The sequence below is a fragment of the Pseudomonas sp. TNT2022 ID1044 genome (assembly GCF_028656895.1).
GTDB lineage: Bacteria > Pseudomonadota > Gammaproteobacteria > Pseudomonadales > Pseudomonadaceae > Aquipseudomonas > Aquipseudomonas reinekei.
In genome coordinates this window covers 13,659-35,215 of sequence record NZ_JAMDHB010000005.1, presented here as the reverse complement: position 1 = coordinate 35,215, position 21,557 = coordinate 13,659, and the positions used below count along the sequence as shown (strand labels likewise).

19 protein-coding genes, 2 tRNA genes and 1 pseudogene are annotated in these 21,557 nt (G+C 60.0%); 12 read left to right on the top strand and 10 right to left on the bottom strand.

Going from position 1 to position 21,557, the window contains the following annotated elements; all coding sequences use genetic code 11:
- The first annotated feature begins 12 nt into the window (after window positions 1–12).
- Window positions 13–318 (top strand): YkgJ family cysteine cluster protein, encoded by a 306-nt coding sequence (locus M5G20_RS08090; protein WP_075945689.1) that lies wholly within the window; start codon window positions 13–15, stop codon window positions 316–318.
- 131 nt (window positions 319–449) lie between these two features.
- On the opposite strand, the gene M5G20_RS08085 is transcribed toward M5G20_RS08090, so the two are convergent.
- The 6 genes from M5G20_RS08085 to hemA all read right to left on the bottom strand — a co-directional run bounded on the left by M5G20_RS08085 (window position 450) and on the right by hemA (window position 5,820).
- On the bottom strand, window positions 450–968 hold the full coding sequence (locus M5G20_RS08085) for an acyloxyacyl hydrolase (RefSeq protein ID WP_273918702.1): 519 nt from the start codon (window positions 966–968) through the stop codon (window positions 450–452).
- Between the two features lie 119 nt (window positions 969–1,087).
- Window positions 1,088–1,879, bottom strand: a complete 792-nt coding sequence (murI, locus tag M5G20_RS08080) for a glutamate racemase (protein ID WP_150733911.1) — start codon at window positions 1,877–1,879, stop codon at window positions 1,088–1,090.
- Window positions 1,872–2,627 (bottom strand): molybdopterin-synthase adenylyltransferase MoeB, encoded by a 756-nt coding sequence (locus M5G20_RS08075; protein WP_273918701.1) that lies wholly within the window; start codon window positions 2,625–2,627, stop codon window positions 1,872–1,874. The genes murI and M5G20_RS08075 overlap by 8 nt, the downstream gene beginning before the upstream one ends.
- Entirely contained in the window at window positions 2,621–3,451 is an 831-nt protein-coding gene (gene prmC / locus M5G20_RS08070) for a peptide chain release factor N(5)-glutamine methyltransferase (RefSeq protein WP_273918699.1), read from the bottom strand. The genes M5G20_RS08075 and prmC overlap by 7 nt, the downstream gene beginning before the upstream one ends.
- Window positions 3,452–4,534 (bottom strand): peptide chain release factor 1, encoded by a 1,083-nt coding sequence (prfA, locus tag M5G20_RS08065; RefSeq protein ID WP_047533169.1) that lies wholly within the window; start codon window positions 4,532–4,534, stop codon window positions 3,452–3,454.
- Window positions 4,531–5,820, bottom strand: coding sequence for a glutamyl-tRNA reductase (gene hemA, locus M5G20_RS08060; RefSeq protein ID WP_075945695.1), 1,290 nt, complete (start codon window positions 5,818–5,820; stop codon window positions 4,531–4,533). Before hemA ends, prfA begins: the two co-directional genes overlap by 4 nt.
- 265 nt (window positions 5,821–6,085) lie before the next feature.
- Between hemA and M5G20_RS08055 the strand changes: the two genes are divergently transcribed.
- The 8 genes from M5G20_RS08055 (at window position 6,086) to ychF (ending at window position 13,005) form a co-directional block, all read left to right on the top strand.
- On the top strand, window positions 6,086–7,810 hold the full coding sequence (locus M5G20_RS08055) for a tetratricopeptide repeat protein (protein WP_273918697.1): 1,725 nt from the start codon (window positions 6,086–6,088) through the stop codon (window positions 7,808–7,810).
- Between the two features lie 4 nt (window positions 7,811–7,814).
- Window positions 7,815–8,432, top strand: a complete 618-nt coding sequence (lolB, locus tag M5G20_RS08050) for a lipoprotein insertase outer membrane protein LolB (RefSeq protein WP_273918696.1) — start codon at window positions 7,815–7,817, stop codon at window positions 8,430–8,432.
- A 1-nt stretch (window position 8,433) separates the two neighbouring features.
- Window positions 8,434–9,285, top strand: a complete 852-nt coding sequence (ispE, locus tag M5G20_RS08045; RefSeq protein WP_150733916.1) for a 4-(cytidine 5'-diphospho)-2-C-methyl-D-erythritol kinase — start codon at window positions 8,434–8,436, stop codon at window positions 9,283–9,285.
- A gap of 36 nt (window positions 9,286–9,321) precedes the next feature.
- Window positions 9,322–9,396, top strand: a tRNA-Gln gene (locus M5G20_RS08040).
- A 45-nt stretch (window positions 9,397–9,441) separates the two neighbouring features.
- A complete protein-coding gene (locus M5G20_RS08035) occupies window positions 9,442–10,383 on the top strand; it encodes a ribose-phosphate pyrophosphokinase (protein ID WP_003171603.1) in 942 nt (313 codons plus the stop codon).
- 142 nt (window positions 10,384–10,525) lie between these two features.
- Window positions 10,526–11,128 (top strand): 50S ribosomal protein L25/general stress protein Ctc, encoded by a 603-nt coding sequence (locus M5G20_RS08030; protein ID WP_130903566.1) that lies wholly within the window; start codon window positions 10,526–10,528, stop codon window positions 11,126–11,128.
- 169 nt (window positions 11,129–11,297) lie between these two features.
- A complete protein-coding gene (pth, locus tag M5G20_RS08025; protein WP_273918695.1) occupies window positions 11,298–11,882 on the top strand; it encodes an aminoacyl-tRNA hydrolase in 585 nt (194 codons plus the stop codon).
- Between the two features lie 22 nt (window positions 11,883–11,904).
- On the top strand, window positions 11,905–13,005 hold the full coding sequence (gene ychF, locus M5G20_RS08020; RefSeq protein ID WP_150733917.1) for a redox-regulated ATPase YchF: 1,101 nt from the start codon (window positions 11,905–11,907) through the stop codon (window positions 13,003–13,005).
- Window positions 13,006–13,157: 152 nt separating this feature from the next.
- On the opposite strand, the gene M5G20_RS08015 is transcribed toward ychF, so the two are convergent.
- The gene (locus tag M5G20_RS08015; RefSeq protein ID WP_273918693.1) at window positions 13,158–14,375 is read right to left on the bottom strand and encodes an MFS transporter; all 1,218 of its coding nucleotides are present in this window, start codon (window positions 14,373–14,375) and stop codon (window positions 13,158–13,160) included.
- 331 nt (window positions 14,376–14,706) lie between these two features.
- On the opposite strand from M5G20_RS08015, the gene M5G20_RS08010 reads away from it, so the two are divergent.
- From M5G20_RS08010 to ggt, 3 genes are all read left to right on the top strand, one after another.
- Window positions 14,707–16,764, top strand: a complete 2,058-nt coding sequence (locus M5G20_RS08010) for a methyl-accepting chemotaxis protein (RefSeq protein WP_273918692.1) — start codon at window positions 14,707–14,709, stop codon at window positions 16,762–16,764.
- Between the two features lie 116 nt (window positions 16,765–16,880).
- A tRNA-Met gene (locus M5G20_RS08005) sits at window positions 16,881–16,957 on the top strand.
- A gap of 302 nt (window positions 16,958–17,259) precedes the next feature.
- A complete protein-coding gene (gene ggt / locus M5G20_RS08000) occupies window positions 17,260–19,092 on the top strand; it encodes a gamma-glutamyltransferase (protein WP_273918691.1) in 1,833 nt (610 codons plus the stop codon).
- Between the two features lie 105 nt (window positions 19,093–19,197).
- On the opposite strand, the gene ddlA is transcribed toward ggt, so the two are convergent.
- From ddlA to M5G20_RS30270, 3 genes and pseudogenes are all read right to left on the bottom strand, one after another.
- Window positions 19,198–20,292, bottom strand: coding sequence for a D-alanine--D-alanine ligase (gene ddlA / locus M5G20_RS07995; RefSeq protein ID WP_212626566.1), 1,095 nt, complete (start codon window positions 20,290–20,292; stop codon window positions 19,198–19,200).
- Between the two features lie 120 nt (window positions 20,293–20,412).
- On the bottom strand, window positions 20,413–21,012 hold the full coding sequence (locus M5G20_RS07990) for a flavin reductase family protein (RefSeq protein WP_212626565.1): 600 nt from the start codon (window positions 21,010–21,012) through the stop codon (window positions 20,413–20,415).
- A 76-nt stretch (window positions 21,013–21,088) separates the two neighbouring features.
- Window positions 21,089–21,526: pseudogene (locus M5G20_RS30270) on the bottom strand (methyl-accepting chemotaxis protein); the annotation flags it as partial.
- Window positions 21,527–21,557: the final 31 nt, after the last annotated feature.

Here is a 21,557-nt window from a genome sequence, read left to right as displayed (position 1 = left end):
ACACTGCGCGCCATGAAAACCATCCCTCACACGCAAATCGCCACGCCCGCGGTGACCTGCTCGACCTGCGCCGCCTGTTGCTGCCAGCTCGAAGTCATGTTGATCACCGACACCGGCGTGCCCGAACGGTATATCGACACCGATGACTGGGGTGGGGAAGTCATGTTGCGCCTGGATGACGGCTGGTGCGCCGCGCTGGATCGCAACACGATGATGTGCACCATCTACGAAAAACGCCCGCTGATCTGCCGGGAGTTCGAGATGGGGGCACCGGAGTGCATTGAGGAACGCCAGGGAATTTCGACGGCGTATCGCTGAAGTTGAAGCCACCTTGCCCCCCTGTGGCAGCGAGCTTGCTCGCGATAGCGGTTTCAGATTCAACATTGATGTTGGCTGACAGACCGTTATCGCGAGCAAGTTCGCTACTACATGGGTTGTGCGTGTCGAGCTTACAACGGCATTGTGTAATGCAAGGCGTAACTCTCTATACCATTGTTAGGACTGCTGATCCCGGCGTTGGAATAGTGCGTTGCCCGAACGCCGACCTCATGCCCACCGGCAAAGCGCAGGCCGACACCGAAACGGTCCTCGAACTGAAACGAACTACCGAGATCGTTGTTTTCGATTTCAGTGTCGGAGAACAACGCCACGCCAACCCCGAGTTCGACGTACGGCTTGACGTTCTCGCCGGCAAACTCGTAAACAAGCACGGGAGAGAACGACAGGCTGTTATTGCTGGACGTCTTGTCGCCTTCCCAATAGGTGTAGGCACCGCTCCAGTAACCGGTCAGTCGACCCACGTCGCTCTGCCACCAACTCTTGTCCCAGTCGAATTGCATGCCCAGGCGATAAGTCATGGTCGACTCGCCGGTCTGGCCGACCGCGAACTCCACGCCTGCAGCCTGCGCAGTGTAACTTTGCCCCATTAGTGCGGCCGCAATCGCGGCCAAGCAGAATAGTCGCTTCATAGAAACATCCTTTTCCGAACGATTTCGTTTGGTTTTTTTGTTGCTCGACGCACACAGCTATAGAAGTCGACGGTTAAACAGAAGTTCACCCCAATTGGAGGAATTACTCCAATTCCCGCTTACCCCTCAAAGCTTCGCACAACCCCAGCGGTATTCCACAGTATTGGCAGAATATTTGCGAAATGTTCTGTATTGGCGCTGGTCCAGAACTGTGCGGCGCGCGCTGGTCCGTCCGCCAGCAATTCACGTTCGGCCAGCAGACGCTGAAGTTGACGTGCGACGGCGGCACCGGTGTCGATCAGACTGATGTCATCCGGAATCATCTCCCTCAGCAGCGGCTTGAGAAACGGATAATGAGTGCATCCCAGAATGATGGTATCTGCGCCTTCGGCGAGCAGTGGCCGGACATAGCGTTCCAGCAGCAGGCGCAACGCGGGACTGTGGAGATCGCCGTTCTCGATCAACTCCACCAATCCCGGGCAAGGTTGGGTGATCACCCGAACATCGGTGGCGAAACGGTCGAGCAACGCGGCGAACTTGGCGCTCTGCAAGGTACCGGTCGTGGCCAGCACCCCGACCACGCCACTGCGGGTGGCGGCGGCAGCCGGTTTGACCGCCGGTTCCATACCGACGATGGGCCACTGCGGATAATCGCGGCGCAGGTCGGCAACCCCGGCAACCGTTGCAGTGTTACAGGCCAGCACCAGGGCCTTGGCGCCCTGGCGTTGAAAGAACCCAGCCATGACGCTGCAGCGCTGGCGGATGAATTCCGGGGTCTTCTCACCGTAAGGGATATTCCCGCAATCGGCGACGTACAACAGCGTTTCGTCAGGCAGCAAACGCTGGATCTCGGCCAGCACCGAAAGCCCACCGACGCCGGAGTCGAACACGCCGATGGGCGCTTCACGCATGCCTTGGCCCACAGACGCTGCAGCCCGGATCGCGCTTGACCCGCAACTCACGGAAGCGTGAGCCCAAGGCATCAATCAACAACAGGCGCCCTACCAGCGGTTCACCGAAACCCGCCAGCAACTTCAGCGCTTCGAGGGCTTGCAGGCTGCCGACCAGGCCCACCAACGGACCGACCACGCCGGCTTCGCTGCAGGTCAATTCGGCTTCGCTGCCGTGCCCGTATAAACAGTGGTAGCACGGACTTTCCGGGCGGCGCGGGTCGAACACCGATAACTGCCCTTCCAGACGAATCGCCGCGCCGCTGACAAGGGGTTTGGCGCCAGCCACACAAGCGGCGTTGACCGCTTCACGGGTGGAGAAATTGTCGGAACAGTCCAGAACCAGATCCACACCGGCCACGGCTGCGGCCAGTGAGTCTTCGTCCAGCGCCGCGCGATGGGCGACCAGCTGAATCTCGGGGTTGATGGCCGTCAGGCGCTTGATCGCCGAATCGACCTTGCTCATGCCGACGCTGTCGGTGTCATGGATGATCTGGCGTTGCAGGTTGGTCAGATCGACGGTGTCGAAGTCCGCCAGGTGCATTTCACCCACACCCGCTGCCGCCAGATACAGCGCCACCGGCGCACCGAGACCGCCGAGGCCGACGATCAGTACGCGACTGTCCTTCAAGCGCAACTGACCGTCGATATCGATGTGCTGCAACAGAATCTGCCGGCTGTAGCGCAGCAATTCCTGATCATTCAGCATGGCAGGCGTCCCAGACTGATGCGTTGATGACCGCCCAGATCAGTGCGGCTATGGACTTCTTCAAAATTGCGGGTCAGCAGCAGATCGCGCACCGCCTCGGCCTGATCGTAACCGTGTTCGAGCATCAGCCAGCCACCCGCCTCCAGATAATCCGGGGCCTGGGCGACGATCAAGCGCAAATCGTCGAGCCCATCGACGCCCGCGACCAGGGCACTGGCCGGTTCGAAACGTACATCGCCTTCCACCAGGTGCGGATCGGCGGCAGCGATGTAGGGCGGGTTACTGATGATCAACTGATAACGATGGCCCGCCAGCGCACTGAACCAGTGACTGCTGAGCACCGTAGCGTTGTTCAGGTGCAGGCGCTGGCGGTTGCGCTCGGCGAGGGCAACGGCTTCCAGCACACGGTCCACGGCTGTGACTTTCCACGCCGGACGTTCGCTGGCCAGGGCCAGTGCGATGGCACCACTGCCGGTGCCCAGGTCCAGGACTTTTGCCGGTGTGGCGGGCAGCAGTTCTAGTGCGGCTTCCACCAACAGCTCGGTATCCGGACGCGGGATCAACGTGTGCGCAGCGACTTCCAGATCAAGCTTCCAGAAACCTTGCTGCCCCAGAATATAGGCCACCGGCTCACCGCCACGACGGCGCTGCAAATACTCGGCGAAAGTCAGTGCCGCTTCGCTCGGCACGATGCGTTCCGGCCAGGTGTGCAAGAAGCTGCGGGACTTGCCCAATGCCGCTGCCAGCAACAATTCGGCATCCAGACGCGCCGTAGGCGAGTCGGGCAAATCGGCGGCGCGCAACAAGCTGGCAATGATCGTCATTTACTCACCTATCGCCGCGAGTTGATCAGCCTGGTACTCGGCCAGCAACGGCTCGATCACCGCATCGACGCCACCGGCGAGGATTTCGTCGAGGGAATACAGCGTCAGGTTGACCCGATGGTCGGTGACCCGGCCCTGGGCAAAGTTGTAGGTGCGGATGCGTTCGGAGCGATCACCGGAACCGACCAGCAATTTGCGCTCGCTGGCGATGGCATTCGCGGCGGCGCTGGTCTGCTGGTCGTTGAGTTTGGCCGACAGCCAGGACATCGCACGGGCACGGTTCTTGTGCTGCGAACGCTCTTCCTGGCACTCCACGACGATGCCGGACGGCAAGTGGGTGATGCGAATCGCCGAATCGGTTTTGTTGACGTGCTGACCACCGGCACCGGAGGAACGGTACGTGTCGATCCGCAAATCCGCCGGATTGATCTCGATCGCTTCCTGCTCGTCCGGCTCGGGCAACACCGCCACGGTGCAGGCCGAGGTGTGGATGCGGCCCTGGGACTCGGTCGCCGGAACCCGTTGCACGCGGTGCGCGCCGGATTCGAACTTCAGCTTGCCGTAGACGTTGTCGCCTTCAACCCGGGCGATGACTTCTTTATAGCCGCCGTGTTCACCCTCGTTTTCCGAGAGGATCTCCACCCGCCAGCCGCGACGCTCGGCGTAACGCGAATACATGCGGAACAGGTCGCCGGAGAAAATCGCCGCCTCGTCGCCGCCGGTGCCGGCACGGATTTCGAGAAACACGTTGCGCCCGTCGTTCGGGTCCTTGGGCAACAGCATGCGTTGCAGGCTGGCTTCCAGCTCGACCAGGCGTTCCTTGGCTTCGCGGACTTCTTCCACGGCCATTTCACGCATGTCCGGGTCGCTGTCCTTGAGCAGTGCCTGGGCACCTTCGAGGTCGCCTTGCACTTTGAGCAACTGTTTATAGGTTTCGACGATCGGCTCGACTTCCGCGTATTCCTTGGAATAGGTGCGGAATTTGTTCTGATCGGAAATGACCTCGCCGTCGCCAAGCAGGGCGGTCAATTCCTCGAAACGGTCCTGGAGGATGTCCAGCTTATTGAGCAGTGACGCTTTCATTGCGGTTTCTTATCCGAAAAGCTTTCCGATGAGCCCTCATTGAGGGCAAAGAGTTCCTGGGCCATCGCCAGCGCATCGAGGCGACCTTCGGCAGAGAGCTTTTTCAACTGCACGCTGGGTGCATGCAAGAGTTTGTTGGTCAGGCCACGCGCCAGTTGCACCAGCACTTCTTCGGCGCTGCCACCGTTGGCCAGCAGGCGCTGGGCTTTTTGCAATTCTTCGTCGCGCAGGCGTTCGCTCTGTTGACGATAGGCCTTGAGCACGTCGACCGCCGCCAATTCGCGCAGGCGGACCATGAAATCTTCGGCACCGACCGAGACCATCTCTTCCGCGGCCTGGGCTGCACCCTGACGGCTCTTGAGGTTTTCGGCGACGACTTCGTGGAGATCGTCGACGCTATAGAGATACACGTCGTCCAATTCGCCGACTTCTGGCTCGATATCCCGCGGAACGGCGATGTCCACCATGAAAATCGGCTTGTGCTTACGCAGCTTCAGGGCGCTTTCCACGGCGCCCTTGCCGAGAATCGGCAACTGGCTGGCGGTGGAACTGATGACGATGTCGCTGCGCACCAGTTCTGCCGGGATGTCCGACAGCAGCACCGCGTGAGCGCCGAACTGCTCGGCCAGAATGCTCGCGCGCTCGAGGGTGCGGTTGGCGACCACGATGCGCTTGACCCCCAGGTCATGCAGATGGCGGGCGACCAGGGTGATGGTCTCGCCGGCGCCGATCAACAGGGCCTGGCTGCGTTGCAAGTCGCTGAAAATCTGCTTCGCCAGGCTGACCGCGGCAAACGCCACGGACACCGGGTTCTCACCGATGGCGGTGTCGGTGCGCACTTGCTTGGCCGCATTGAACGTGGCCTGGAACAAGCGCCCGAGCAACGGCCCGATGGTGCCGGCCTCGCGCGCCACGGCATAGGCCGATTTCATTTGCCCGAGAATCTGTGGCTCGCCCAACACCAGCGAGTCGAGCCCGGACGCCACGCGCATCATGTGACGAACTGCCGCATCATCTTCGTGTACATAACTGCTCGCACGCAGCTCATCGAGGCTCAAATGATGATAATCGGCCAACCAGCGCAGCACGATATCCGCCGACAGGTGATCCTGTTCTATATAGAGTTCACTGCGATTGCAGGTGGAGAGGATCGCAGCTTCGCGGCTGTCGGTGAGTCGGCAGAGCTGCTGCAAGGCCTCAACCAGCTGCTCAGGGGTAAAGGCCACGCGCTCGCGGACGTCTACTGAAGCAGTCTTGTGGTTAATACCGAGTGCAAGGAAGGCCATTCAAAGTCGCTGATGGTGACGTGAAGCCGGCAATTGTCCTACTTCGACAGATCGAGAACAACTACTCGATATCTATCATCGTGGTAGATGACGTCCGAACTTGCGAGCGTTTCTCGTTTACACAAGTATCGATCCGTACACCGCACTTGTAGGAGCCGGCTCCTACAGAGGGAAGGTGCGCATGCGAATATATCGGGCCGGTTATGTTTGGCCCAAGGCTTGTGTCATGATGATCCGACTGCAGGTTAGTCGTCCTTCTTCCTATATGAATAGATCTTCCGCGTTGCTCCTCGCTTTTGTCTTCCTCAGCGGCTGCCAGGCCTTGGCCCCCGTGTCGCCGGACGGTACGTCTGCGGTCGAAGAAAGCACTCCGGCAGCTGAAAAGCCCAAGGTTTACAGCTCATTCAGCGAAGACACGGTCTTTAGCCTGCTGAGCGCCGAACTGGCCGGCCAGCGCAATCGCTTCGATATTGCGCTGGACAACTATGTAACCCAGGCCATCAACACTCAGGATCCGGGTATTTCCGAACGGGCCTTTCGCATCGCCGAATACCTGGGCGCCGATCAGGCCGCCCTGGATACCGCGCTGATCTGGGCGAAAAACGCCCCGGACGACCTTGAAGCGCAACGCGCCGCGGCCATACAACTGGCTCGCGCCGGGCGTTATGACGACTCCATGGCCTATATGGAGAAAGTCCTGCAGGGTAAGGGCGACACTCATTTCGATTTCCTCGCGCTGTCTGCGGCCGATACCGACCAGGACACCCGCAACGGTCTGATGCAGAGTTTCGACCGTTTGCTGCAACGCCACCCGAACAACGGCCAGCTGATTTTCGGCAAGGCCCTGCTGATGCAACAGGACGGCGACGCCAAAGGCGCGCTGGCCCTGCTGGAAGACAACCCGCCGGACGACGGTGAAATTGCCCCGATTCTGCTGCGCGCGCGTCTGCTGCAAAGCCTCGACCGCGGCGATGAAGCATTGCCACTGCTGCAAAAAAGCATCAAGAAGTACCCGGACGACAAGCGCCTGCGCCTGACGTATGCACGCATGCTGGTTGAACAGGACCGCATGGACGATGCCAAGACCGAGTTTTCGAGCCTGGTCCAGCAATACCCGGATGACGACGAACTGCGTTACTCGCTGGCACTGGTTTGTCTCGAAGCCAAGGCCTGGGACGAAGCGAAAGGCTACCTGGAAGAGCTGATCGCACGGGACAGCCACGTCGACTCGGCGCATTTGAACCTGGGCCGCATCGCCGAAGAACGCAATGACCCGCAAGGCGCGCTGATCGAATACGGCAAGGTTGGGCCGGGCAACGACTACCTGCCGGCACAGTTGCGCCAGGCCGACATCCTGATCAACAACGGCAAGACCGCCGAAGCCCAGCGCAAGCTCGCCGCTGAACGCGACGAGCAACCGGACTACGCGATCCAGCTGTACCTGATCGAAGCCGAAACCCTGTCCGCCAACAACCAGCCCGACAAGGCCTGGGCCGCACTGCAACAAGCGCTGCAAAAATACCCGGACGACCTCAACCTGCTTTACACCCGGGCCATGCAGGCGGAAAAACGCAATGACCTGGCGCAGATGGAAAAAGACCTGCGCCTGATCATCAAGCGCGACCCGGACAACGCCATGGCGTTGAACGCCCTCGGTTACACCCTGTCCGATCGCACGACACGCTACGTCGAGGCCAAGGCCTTGATCGAGCAGGCACACCAGATCAACCCGGAAGATCCTGCGGTACTCGACAGCCTCGGCTGGGTGAATTACCGCATGGGCAACCTCGACGAAGCCGAACGCCTGCTGCGTCAGGCCCTGGAACGCTTTCCGGACCAGGAAGTCGCCGCGCACCTGGGCGAAGTCCTGTGGGCCAATGGCAAGCAACGCGAAGCCCGGCAGATCTGGAGCAAATTCCTCAAGGCACAGCCCGACAGCCCAATCCTGCGCAGCACCATCAAGCGCCTGACCGGATCAGAGACTCTTTAAGATTATGTTTTTGCGCCACATCATTGTTTTCAGCTTCATCGCCCTGCTCGCCGGTTGCGCGGGTTTCGGCGCCCGCGAATCGGTCGAGGGTCACGGCAACCCCGCGCAATGGCGCGAGCACAAACAACAATTGACCGCCCTCGACGGCTGGCAGATCGACGGCAAGATCGGCATTCGCGCACCCAAGGATTCGGGCAGCGGCACGCTGTTCTGGTTGCAGCGCCAGGAGTATTACGACATCCGCCTTTCCGGCCCACTGGGTCGCGGCGCGGCTCGCCTGACCGGACGCCCGGGCAAGGTGTCCCTGGAAGTCGCCAATCAGGGACGCTACGAAGCCCCCTCTCCGGATGCATTGCTTGAAGAGCAACTGGGCTGGAAATTGCCGGTCGCCAACCTCGCATGGTGGGTCCGCGGGCTTCCGGCTCCGGACACTAAAAGCCGACTGACGCTGGACGGCGACAGCCGCCTGGCCAATCTCGAACAGGACGGCTGGCAGGTGGAGTACACCACCTATACCGAACAAAATGGCTACTGGCTGCCCGAGCGAATCAAACTCCACGGTACCGACCTGGATGTCACGCTGGTGATCAAGGCCTGGCAACCTCGCAAGCTGGGGCAATGACATGCCGGCCAATCGCCTGACTTTGCCCTCGCCTGCCAAACTCAATTTGATGCTGCACATTCTGGGTCGCCGTGAAGATGGTTATCACGAATTGCAGACCATGTTTCAGTTCCTCGACTACGGCGACGAAATCACCTTCGCCGTTCGCGATGACGGTGTCATTTGCCTGCACACCGAGTTCGAGGGCGTCCCCCACGACAGCAACCTGATCGTCAAGGCCGCGAAAAAACTGCAAGAACAATCCGGCTGCAAGCTGGGCATCGATATCTGGATCGACAAGATTTTGCCCATGGGTGGCGGAATTGGCGGCGGCAGCTCGAATGCCGCGACCACCCTGCTCGGTCTGAACCATCTCTGGCAACTGGGCTGGGATGAAGACCGCCTGGCCGCGCTGGGCCTGACGCTGGGGGCCGACGTCCCGGTTTTCGTGCGCGGGCACGCGGCTTTCGCCGAGGGTGTCGGGGAGAAACTGACCCCTGTCGACCCGGAAGAACCGTGGTATGTCGTGCTCGTTCCGCAAGTCTCTGTTAGTACGGCAGAAATTTTTTCCGATCCGTTGTTGACACGTAACACGCCGCCCATTAAAGTGCGCCCCGTTCCCAAGGGAAACAGTCGTAATGACTGCTTGCCGGTGGTAACAAGGCGTTATCCAGAGGTACGTAACGCTTTGAATTTGTTAGGTAAATTTACCGAAGCAAAACTCACCGGAACTGGAAGTTGTGTGTTTGGGGGCTTCCCAAGCAAAGCTGAAGCTGATAAAGTCTCGGCCCTTCTTACAGAGACCCTTACAGGGTTTGTAGCAAAAGGAAGCAACGTTTCGATGTTGCATCGCAAGCTGCAAAGTCTGCTCTAAAGGAACCGAGTACTGGGTACTCGTTGCAACAGATACAGGGGCGTCGCCAAGCGGTAAGGCAGCAGGTTTTGATCCTGCCATGCGTTGGTTCGAATCCAGCCGCCCCTGCCATTTTCTATACTCATCCAGGTTACCCTCAGCCTCTAGGTACTGCGCGTGTCCAAGATGATGGTCTTTACGGGGAATGCTAACCCCGATCTGGCTCGGCGTGTCGTACGTCAGCTGCATATCCCTCTCGGTGACATCTCTGTCGGTAAATTCTCCGACGGCGAAATTACAGCCGAGATCAATGAAAACGTTCGCGGTAAAGACGTTTTCATTATTCAGCCGACTTGCGCTCCGACTAACGATAACCTGATGGAACTGGTAGTGATGGCTGATGCCTTCCGCCGCTCCTCGGCTACTCGTATCACTGCTGTTATTCCTTACTTTGGTTATGCCCGTCAGGATCGCCGTCCGCGTTCCGCACGTGTGGCTATCAGCGCGAAAGTCGTTGCTGACATGCTTACCGTAGTCGGCATCGACCGTGTTCTCACGGTTGATCTGCATGCTGACCAAATCCAGGGTTTCTTCGATATTCCGGTAGATAACATCTACGGCTCCCCGGTTCTGGTGGATGACATTGAAGATCAGCGCTTCGAAAACCTGATGATCGTGTCCCCGGACATTGGTGGCGTCGTGCGTGCACGTGCCGTTGCCAAATCCCTGGGCGTGGATCTCGGGATCATCGACAAACGCCGTGAGAAAGCCAATCACTCTGAAGTGATGCATATCATCGGTGATGTCGAAGGGCGTACCTGTATTCTGGTCGATGACATGGTCGATACCGCCGGCACCCTGTGCCACGCGGCCAAGGCCTTGAAAGAGCATGGCGCAGCCAAGGTTTTCGCCTACTGCACGCACCCTGTGCTGTCGGGTCGGGCAATCGAAAACATTGAAAATTCCGTGCTGGACGAGCTGGTGGTGACTAACACCATCCCGCTGTCCGCTGCTGCACAAGCCTGTGCGCGTATCCGTCAACTGGATATCGCACCGGTAGTTGCCGAGGCGGTCCGCCGCATCAGCAATGAAGAATCGATCAGCGCGATGTTCCGCTAAGGGCCCTGCCCTTCTCGAAATGTCTCGTTGACGAAAAGCGCCCCGCCCCGGCATTCCTGTCGGGGCGGGGCTTTTTTGCCCATATCGCCTTTAGCGCTGGTCGCAAACGCTGGGGCGAATGTGGTTATTTTGGAGATACAACATGAACGATTTTACTCTGAATGCTGAAGTGCGTTCCGACCTGGGGAAAGGTGCGAGCCGCCGCCTGCGTCGTCTCGCAAGCCTGGTTCCAGCTGTAGTTTACGGTGGCGACAAAGCCCCTGAATCCATCAGCATGCTGGCCAAAGAAGTTGCCAAACTGCTCGAAAACGAAGCGGCTTACAGCCACATCATCGAGCTGAACGTTGGTGGCACCAAGCAGAACGTCGTGATCAAAGCCCTGCAGCGTCACCCGGCCAAAGGCCACGTGATGCACGCTGACTTCGTACGCGTAGTCGCCGGCCAGAAACTGACCGCTATCGTTCCAGTGCACTTCATCAACGAAGAAGCACCGACCAAGAAAGGCGGCGAAATCTCGCACGTTACTTCGGAAATCGAAGTTTCCTGCCTGCCGAAAGACCTGCCTGAATTCATCGAAGTCGACCTGGCTAACGCCGAAATCGGTTCGATCATTCACCTGTCGGACCTCAAAGCCCCTAAAGGCGTTGAGTTCGTAGCTCTGGCACACGGCGATGACAAGGCTGTTGCCAACGTCCACGCTCCACGTGTTGCTCCAGAAGCTACCGAAGAAGGCGCAGCAGAGTAATTTCACTCTGTTCGCCGGAGTGACCGGAAACATCGCGGACTAGAACGTAGCGAGAAAGCGGGCGAGAACGCGGAGTTTACATCATGGTAAATGAGCAATTTTCGTCCACTTTCGCCGCTCTCCCTGATTGCGGCGATGTTATCCACCACTCCAAGGAAGGGCCCCTATCGTGACTGCCATCAAACTGATCGTTGGCCTGGGAAATCCAGGCGCTGAATACGAACAGACCCGGCATAACGCAGGGGCCCTTTTTGTTGAGCGCATCGCGAACGCACAAGGCGTAACGCTTGTGGCGGACCGCAAATATTTCGGCCTGACCGGACGCTATTCGCATCAGGGTCAGGATGTTCGTCTGCTGATTCCCACCACGTACATGAACCGCAGCGGCCAAGCCGTCGCGGCCCTTGCCGGTTTCTTCCGCATCAAGCCTGAAGAAATCCTCGTGGCGCATGACGAACTTGACCTGCCTCCGGGCGTCGCCAAGCTCAAACAGGGCGGCGGCCATGGCGGTCACAACGGGTTGCGCGACATCATTGCGCAATTGGGCAATCAGAATACCTTTCACCGCCTGCGGCTTGGCATTGGCCACCCAGGCGTTGCCAGTATGGTTTCAAACTTCGTCCTGGGTCGTGCGCCACGCGCCGAACAGGAAAAACTCGATGCCAGCATCGACTTTGCCCTCGGCGTGCTGCCGGATATCCTCGCCGGTGAATGGAACCGCGCGATGAAAAACCTGCACAGCCAGAAGGCCTGACTTTTACCCGAGGGGAAACACCATGGGATTCAATTGCGGCATCGTCGGCCTGCCTAACGTCGGCAAGTCCACCCTGTTCAACGCCCTGACCAAATCCGGTATCGCGGCCGAGAACTTCCCCTTCTGCACCATCGAGCCCAACAGCGGTATCGTGCCGATGCCGGACCCGCGCCTGGAAGCCTTGGCGGCCATCGTCAATCCCAAGCGCATCCTGCCGACCACCATGGAATTCGTCGACATCGCGGGCCTGGTGGCCGGCGCGTCGAAAGGTGAAGGTCTGGGCAACAAGTTCCTGGCCAACATCCGTGAAACCGATGCCATCGCTCACGTGGTCCGCTGCTTCGAAGACGAGAACGTGATTCACGTCTCCAACAGCGTCGACCCGAAACGCGACATCGAAATCATCGACCTGGAACTGATCTTCGCCGACCTCGACAGCTGCGAGAAGCAACTGCAGAAAGTCGCGCGTAACGCCAAGGGTGGTGACAAGGACGCCGTGGTCCAGAAAGGCCTGCTGGAGCAACTGATCGCTCACTTCACCGAAGGCAAGCCCGCGCGCAGCCTGATGAAGAACATGAGCACCGACGAAAAAGCGGTGATCAAGGGCTTCCACCTGCTGACCACCAAGCCGGTCATGTACATCGCCAACGTCGCTGAAGACGGTTTCGAGAACAACCCGCACCTGGACGTGGTCAAGGCCATCGCTGAAGAAGAAGGCGCCATGGTCGTTCCGGTTTGCAACAAGATCGAAGCGGAAATCGCCGAGCTCGACGACGGTGAAGAGAAAGACATGTTCCTCGAAGCCCTGGGCCTCGAAGAGCCTGGCCTGAACCGCGTGATCCGCGCCGGCTACGAAATGCTGCACCTGCAGACCTATTTCACTGCTGGCGTCGAAGAAGTCCGCGCCTGGACCGTCCGCGTCGGTGCCACCGCGCCGCAAGCTGCTGGCGTGATCCACACCGACTTCGAAAAAGGCTTCATCCGCGCCGAAGTGATCGCCTACAACGACTTCATCCAGTACAAGGGCGAAGCCGGCACCAAGGAAGCCGGGAAGTGGCGTCTGGAAGGCAAGGACTACATCGTCAAGGACGGCGACGTGATGCACTTCCGCTTCAACGTCTAAGCCTTACGCTCAACAAAAAGCCGCGTTTGATACGCGGCTTTTTTGTGCGCGAAATTCCTGCTGGAACCGGATTGCTGGCGATCCAGACCACGCGGTGCATCAGGTGTACCGCGTTATCGTTCATCGCCAGCAAGCCGGCTCCTACAGGTGGATCAGACTTTTTTTGCCCTGGGCAAGAAGATCGCCAGCACACCCAGCAGCGGCAAAAACGAACACAGGAAGTACACGTACTCAATCCCGTGAATATCCGCCAGATGCCCCAGCAACGCTGCGCCAATCCCGCCGAAACCGAACATCAGACCGAAGAACACCCCGGCGATCATCCCGACATTGCCTGGCACCAACTCCTGGGCATACACCACGATGGCCGAGAACGCCGAGGCCAGAATGAAGCCGATAACCACGCTGAGAACAGTGGTCCAGAACAGGTCGACATGCGGCAACAGCAGCGTGAACGGCGCCACGCCGAGGATCGAGAACCAGATCACAGCCTTACGCCCGATCTTGTCGCCAATCGGCCCACCAAAGAAGGTCCCCGCCGCCACCGCACCGAGAAACAGGAACAGATGCAGTTGCGAACTGGCCACTGACAGGTCGAACTTCTCGATCAGGTAGAACGTGAAGTAACTGGTGAGGCTGGACATGTAGAAGTACTTGGAGAACACCAGCAACCCAAGCACCACCAGCGCACTGGTCACTCGCCCCTTGGACAACCCGTGAGTCGCGGCCTGGCCTTGCTTGAGCTTGAACAGGTTCAGGTGATTGGCGTACCAGCGACTGATCCGGTACAACACAAACAACGCAAACACTGCGAAAAGGCCGAACCAGGCCACGTTGCCTTGTCCGTAAGGAATGATGATCGCCGCCGCCAGCAACGGCCCGAACGCCGACCCCGCATTGCCGCCCACCTGAAAGGTCGATTGCGCCAGTCCGAAGCGCCCGCCCGAGGCCAGGCGCGCCACACGAGAAGCTTCAGGGTGGAAGGTCGAGGAGCCAATGCCGATCAGCCCCGCCGCCAACAGGATCATCGCGAAGCTACTGACCACCGACATCATCACAATCCCGACCAGCGTGCAGACAGTGCCCGCTGGCAACAACCACGGTTTGGGATGGCGGTCGGTGTGATAGCCGACCCAAGGCTGCAGCAGCGACGCCGTCAGCTGAAACGTCAGGGTGATCAAGCCGACCTGGGTAAACGTCAGGCCATAGTTGGCCTTGAGCAACGGGTAAATCGACGGCAGTACCGACTGAATCAGGTCGTTGATCAAGTGCGCCAGCGCCACCGCGCCAATGATGCGCATGACCAGCGGGCTGCTTTGCGAAGGAGCGGATGCCGGCATGGAACCGGTCTGGGCATTGCTGATTGCCATGGGAGTTTCCAAACAACGAAGGGGGGCGCGTGCAAGTGCGTCAATGTGCCATTTTTCGGTGCAAGAGCGCCATCCCCTTAGCCTGCTAACGACTTCGATTTTCATCGGCGAACAGGTGATAGCGCTGTGCCATGGTCTGAATCTTGCCTTCATTCTCCGCTTCAACGCGGCCTCCTTACAAAGGGGGCCGAGAATGGGAAGTTTCGCCACAGAATCGGCCTACAGAGCTGGCAATGGTGAACTTTCGAGGCCTTTTAAACGGGCACCGGTCGTGGTCGCACAGACTTCGTCGCACACCAATGGTGCGGGGTGTCCAAAGGAGTCATGGGGCATGCAGGCTTTTTTATCACCGGGGATCGGACTGCTGGGGCGTTTCGGGTTCGCACGTAAATTCCAGCTGTTGTTTCTGCTGTTTATCCTGCCGCTGGCTGGCAGCCTGTGGATGATCGGTCAGGACTACCGCGACAAACTGAGTTTGATCTCTGGCGAACGTGCCGGGGTTCGTCAACTTCTCGCCCTTGATGCACTGGACAACCTGCTTTCCGCCCAGCGTGACCGTGCGGCCCGGTGGCGTGCAACGGAAACCAATCGCCAACCGACACCTGCAACGCTAGCCGCCATGGCTGCCTTCGATGCCATCCAGCCCGCTGTTGCCCAAGCCGCTTCGGACCTGGGCAACGCGCTGCAAAAAGACGAAGCCAAGGACGAAACCCTGGCCCGCTATCAAGCCCTGCAAACCGCTCTGAACGGCCTCGACTCGAAAAGCTTGAGCAGCGTCGGTTGGTGGCCGGATGGTTACGATCGCTTCACCAACGCCTTGAGTGCCCTGCAAGCGTTGCGCGAGCAGATCGCCATGGACAACCGCCTGACATTGGCACCGTGGCTGGAAACGTACTTGCTGACACAGATTTCCACCCAGCACGCGCCGGACCTGATCGAACGCGTCGGGCGCCTGGCAGCGGTAGGTCAGGCGTCCGTGGTGTCCGGGCAGTTCACCTTGCAAAGTCGTCTGCAATTGCGTGATCTGCGCAGCCGCATTGGTGATGCCAGGGAGCAACTGGTAAAAACTGCAGGACTGCTCGAAGCCCGTTTACCCAGCGCCCTGCAAACCTGGGCGGGCCAATACCATGACAGCCTCAAGCAGCTCGATTCAGGCCTCAAGGTCCTGGATGACGGGGTGTTCGGCGGCAGCATCAACCTCAAGCCCGAAGACTTCGAGCGCAGCCTGGACGCACTGCTGTCCAACCTCGCCGCGTTGCGCCAGCAATCGCTGGAATCGCTGGATCAGCGTCTGAATTACTACCATGACTCGGCGATCCGCCAGTTCATCGTCGTGGCGAGCGTGTTCGGCTGCCTGCTGCTGGCGGCGTTGTACCTGTTTATTTGTTTGCAGGCGTCGATCCGCCGTAGCGCCAGTGGCATCACCCTGCTCGCCGAAGCCTTGCGCGATGGCAACCTGAGCCTGCAAGCGCCGGTTCAAGGCCGGGATGAATTGGCAGCCATCAGCACAGCCCTGAATGTGGCCGTGGTGCAATTACGCACCAGTTTGCTCGGCGTGGATCACGAAACCCTGCAATTGAGCAACGCAGTGCAAACCCTTAATCACCACTCCAGCGATGCTTTGGGCGAAGTCGAAGCCCAACAGCTGCAGATCAGTCAGATCGCCGCCGCGGCCACGCAGTTGGCGGCGACCTCTCAAGGGGTGGCCCAAAGCTGCGAACAGGCCTCAGGCAGCGCTCAGCAGACCCAGCGCATTGCCGCCGACAGCAGTCGCGACAGCCAGCGCACGACGGCCAGTATTCAGCAGCTCAATCAGCGTCTGAATGACACCGCTGCGGCGCTCGGCCGGGTCAGTGAGCAAGGGCAACAGATCCAATTGGTGGTCGACACCATTCGCGGCGTCGCCGAGCAAACCAACCTGCTGGCGCTCAACGCCGCCATCGAGGCCGCCCGTGCCGGCGAGCAGGGTCGCGGTTTTGCGGTGGTGGCCGACGAAGTGCGCAGCCTGTCGCAACGCACGCAGTCCTCGACCGCGCAAATCGCCGGGACCGTCGACAGCCTGCGCAGCACGGTGAACGAAGCCGTCAGCCTGATGGAAGCAGCCTGTGGTCAGGCGCAATCCGATGCCTTGGCCGTCACCGGTCTGGGCGAGCGCCTGGGGGAAATTGCCAGCGCGGTACAAGGCGTCACCGACACCCTGGCGCAGATCGCGACGGCGGTTGAGGAACAGGCCAGTACCGCCGATGAGGTCAGCGGCAATATCCAGCAAGTCGATCAGGCCGCGGTCCGATTACTCGAAGGCGCCCGTGCGGTGAACCAGGCTGCCGACACCTTGAGCCATGGCAGCAGGGCCTTGAGCGACAATACCGGCAGATTTCAGCTCAATTGATGCCCTCCCCTGAGCCGTTTTTTCGGCTCAGGAGGATAAGCGGTTGAAAGCGTAGAGAAATATTTTAGATTTGTGCTTGACGCATCCCCGTTACCGGTGAATAATGCGCGCCACTTGGCTACATAGCTCAGTTGGTTAGAGCATAGCATTCATAATGCTGGGGTCCGGGGTTCAAGTCCCTGTGTAGCCACCAAGTACTAAAAACGGCTTACCGAAAGGTAAGCCGTTTTTTTATGCCTCGAGAAAAATGCGCTGCGGTTAAAGGAATCCCGGAACCGCGGACGCTCGTCGATCAGACCCGAACTGTCGGCAATGCCGACAACGCCCGCTCCCAGATCTGCCACGCCCGCAACCAGACCATCGCCTGCCAATCGTTGTCGGCAGGACCCATTGATGAAGGGCAAGGCCGCCTTTGCCGTGGGACGCGGTTTGCGTCGCCGTCAGACGGCCGATACAGTCCCCCGATACATTTATTTCACGGATGGAGTGCCCCGCGTGATCTCAGCCTTCCACTTGAGCCGCCATCGTGCGTCAGCCACCGCGCTGATTGTTGCTGCGTTAACCCTCGGCGCCTGTAACAACGCGTCGGTACCGACCTTGCCGCCCGCACCGGAAAGCGCTTCCGGTTTTCGCACCGATCTGCAGACCCGTCACGCCTCAAAACACATGGCTGCCGCCGCCAATCCGCTGGCCGCCGAAGCCGGGCGGGAGATGTTGCGACGTGGCGGTTCGGCCATCGACGCGGCGATAGCGATGCAAGCGGTGTTGACGCTGGTTGAACCGCAATCGTCAGGCATTGGCGGTGGAGCGCTGATTGTGCTGTGGGATGGTAAACAGGTACGCACCTACGATGGCCGCGAAACGGCACCGGCTGGCGCTACCGAGAAGCTTTTCCTGCAAGCCGATGGCCAACCGATGCCTTTCACTCAGGCCCAGATTGGCGGTCGCTCGGTCGGCACGCCGGGGGTGCTACGAGCGCTGGAACTGGCCCATCACAAACATGGGCGCCTGCCATGGGCGCAACTGTTCGAACCAGCGATCAAACTGGCCGAGCAAGGCTTTGCCATTTCGCCACGGTTGCACGGGTTGATCGCCTGGGATTCGGCCATGGCTCGTTCACCGGAGATGAAGGCTTACTTTCTCAATCCCGATGGCAGCCCGAAAGCCAGTGGCACCCTGCTGAAAAATCCACCTTTGGCAGCATTGTTCCAACGCATCGCCAAGGAAGGTCCGGACGCGTTGTACAAAGGCCCGGTCGCGCAGGAAATCGTGACCAAGGTCCAAGGCCACGCCAACCCCGGGAGCCTGTCGCTGAACGACCTCGCCAGCTACAGCGCCAAGGAACGCGCGCCCCTGTGCAGTGACTACAAACGCTGGCAGGTGTGCGGCATGCCACCGCCATCATCGGGCGGGATCGCCGTGGCGCAGATCCTCGGCACGCTGCAAGCCCTGGAGACCCGCGACAAACGCTTTGCCCTCGCCCCGATGAAACCGGTGAAGAGCAGCGCCCCTGCCGGCATCGAACCCAGCCCTGAAGCCGTACACCTGATCTCCGAAGCCGAGCGCCTGGCCTACGCCGACCGCGCGCAATACGTGGCCGACACCGACTTTGTGCCGGTGCCCGTCAAAGGCCTGATCGACCCCGCGTACCTGGCCAGCCGCGCCGCCAGGATCGGCGATCGCAGCATGGGTACCGCCAAACCTGGCACCCCACCGGGCATTCAGGTGACCTTCGCGCCGGACCGTTCGCCTCTGCGCATTTCTACATCGCAAGTCGTTGCCGTCGATGATGAGGGCGGCGCCGTGTCGATGACCACCACCATCGAATCGGCCTTTGGCTCGCATGTGATGGTTCAGGGCTTTCTGCTCAACAACGAGATGACCGACTTTTCGTTCATCCCCGAAGAGAATGGCCAGAAAGTCGCCAACCGCGTTGAACCGGGCAAACGCCCGCGTTCCTCCATGGCCCCGACGCTGATCTTCGATCGCCAGAGCGGCGAATTCCTCGCCAGCATCGGCTCCCCCGGCGGTTCGCAGATCATCGAGTACGTCGCCAAATCCACCATCGGCCTGCTCGACTGGAACCTCGACCCGCAAACTGCTATCAACCTGCCCAACTTCGGCAGCCGCAACGGCCCGACCGAACTGGAACGCGGACAATTCAGCCCGATGCTGATCCAGGCGCTGAAGGACAAAGGTCACAGCGTGAACGAGATCGACATGACCAGCGGCACCCAGGCGATTGTTCGGGTCAAGGATGCGCAAGGCAACGCATCACTGGCAGGCGGCGCCGACCCTCGGCGGGAGGGGGAAGCGTTGGGGGATTGACGGGTACGACGTAGAAACGGAAAAGGGCTTACCTTCGGGTAAGCCCTTTTTTACTGGACGCAAAGCCACTCGACGACCTCGCCTGATCATCCATATCGCAACCACTCAACGACTGATTTTCAGCGCCCGTCGAGCCTGGTGTTTTTCCATCGCCAGTTCGATCAGCCGCGTAACCAGTTCACGGTAGGTCATGCCTGCGGCCTGCCAGAGTTTCGGGTACATGCTGATACGGGTGAAACCGGGCAGCGAATTGATTTCGTTGATCAGCACTTCGCCACTGTCGGTCAGGAACACGTCGACCCGCGCCAGCCCGGAACAGCCCAGCACATGAAAAGCCTCGACCGCCATGCCCCGAATGCGCTCGCTGGCCTCGACGCTGATATCCGCCGGGACCACCACTTGCGCGGCCGTGTCGTCGATGTACTTGCTGTCGTAGGAATAAAAACCGCTGCGCACCACGATCTCGCCGCAACCACTGGCGATCGCCTGTTCGTTGCCGAGTACCGCGCATTCGATTTCGCGGCCGCTGACCGCCGATTCGATCAGCACCTTCTCATCAAAGCCCAAGGCCAGCTCGACCGCCGCCACATACTCGGCTTCGCTGGTCACTTTGCTCACGCCTACGGAAGAACCCTGGTTCGCAGGTTTGACGAACAGCGGCAGACCGAGTTTTGCCGATACTTGCGCGAATCCGCTGCGTGCGGCGGTCGTACGCGTCAGGGTCACGAACGGCGTGACCGCCAGCCCGGCATCACGCAGCAGGCGCTTGCTGATGTCCTTGTCCATGCACACCGCCGAACCCAGCACATCGGAACCCACAAACGGCAAATCAGCCATGCGCAACAGACCTTGCAGGCAACCATCTTCACCGAGGGTGCCGTGGACGATCGGGAAGATCACATCGACATGCCCCAGCAGCTCCTGACTGGAAGTTTCCACCAGTTGCTGGCTGGCCTTGCCCGGCACAACCGCCAGTTCGCGATTGGACTGATTGAGCGCAATCAGCGCCGGATTCTCCTGGTTCAGCAGAAAATCCGACGGATCGTTGAGGTGCCAGTGCCCTTGCTTGTCGATGCCGATCAGCACCGGTTCGAAGCGCGAACGGTCCAGCGCATCGACGATGTTTTTCGCCGATTGCAGCGACACTTCATGTTCGGCCGAACGCCCGCCGAAAATAATCCCTACACGCAGCTTGCTCATTCCTATCACCTCAACGATTGGTCACCAGGTGCGCACCGAACAACAGATAGAAACGCCCCGCAAAACGGCCCAGCCTTTGCGGGAACGGAAAAAGTGCAGGGCATCGGTCCAGGTGTCACCTTACGGTTGCAAGGTCTTACCGTCCACCGGATCGCCGATGGTCAAAAAGTGCCCGCCGGCAACGTGGTGCAGCGTGCGCAACGCATCATGGGCTTCAAAGTGCCAACGTCCATCACTGAACACGCGCTCGTCAGCCTGGGCGGCAATCACTTCGGCCAGGAACAGGTCGTATTGTTGATGGTTGTCGGGCTCCGGCATCAAGCGGCACTCCAGCCAGGCGACACAGCCTTCGAGCATCGGCGCATCGATCAGCTCGGCAGCGAAGGTCGACAAGCCGTAGGTCTGGAACTTGTCACGCCCCTGCTCCCGGGTCAGCGCCAGGCCGGAGGTCGAGCCGACGGTTTGCACGATATCGGCCTGCGCCGCGCAAGGAACGTTGAGGACGAAGGTGCCCGAGGCTTCGAGCAGTTGGCGGGTCCAGGTGGACTTGTCGAGGACCACGGCAATTTTCGGCGGCTCGAAATCCAGTGGCATGGCCCAGGCCGCCGCCATGATGTTGCGCTGCCCGCCATGGGCGGCGCTGACCAGCACGGTCGGCCCGTGGTTGAGCAAACGATAAGCTTTGGGCAACGGGACCGGACGGCGGTGGGAAACGCTCATGGACATCTGCTCCTTGAGGGGAAAGAGCCGATTGTAGCGATATCCCTCGGGACGAGAATCCTTTAACGGCCAGGCATCACGTCGACAACTGATTGGCAAACTGCCCCACTGCGTTGACGACCTTCTGCGCACCGTCCTGGATCTCGACAATCACCGTGCCCGCTTCCGCCGCCAGTGCCAGGCCTTGCTCTGCCTGGAGCTTGCCGTCGGTCATCAGGGCCACGGCGTTGCGCGCCATGTCCTGATTCTGACGCACGACCAGCACGATCTCATCGGTGGCCTGGCTGGTGCGCGAAGCCAATTGTCGTACCTCGTCTGCCACCACGGCAAAACCTCGGCCCTGCTCACCGGCACGGGCCGCTTCGATGGCGGCGTTGAGCGCCAGCAGGTTGGTCTGCTCGGCAATGCCGCTGATGGTCTTGACGATGGTGCCGATCACCAGCGACTGCTCGTTCAAGGCTTCGATGCCATCACCGGCGGTTTGCATGTGCTTGGCGAGCTCGCGCATCACGTCTACCGCCTGTGTCACCACGGCCGTACCGCGC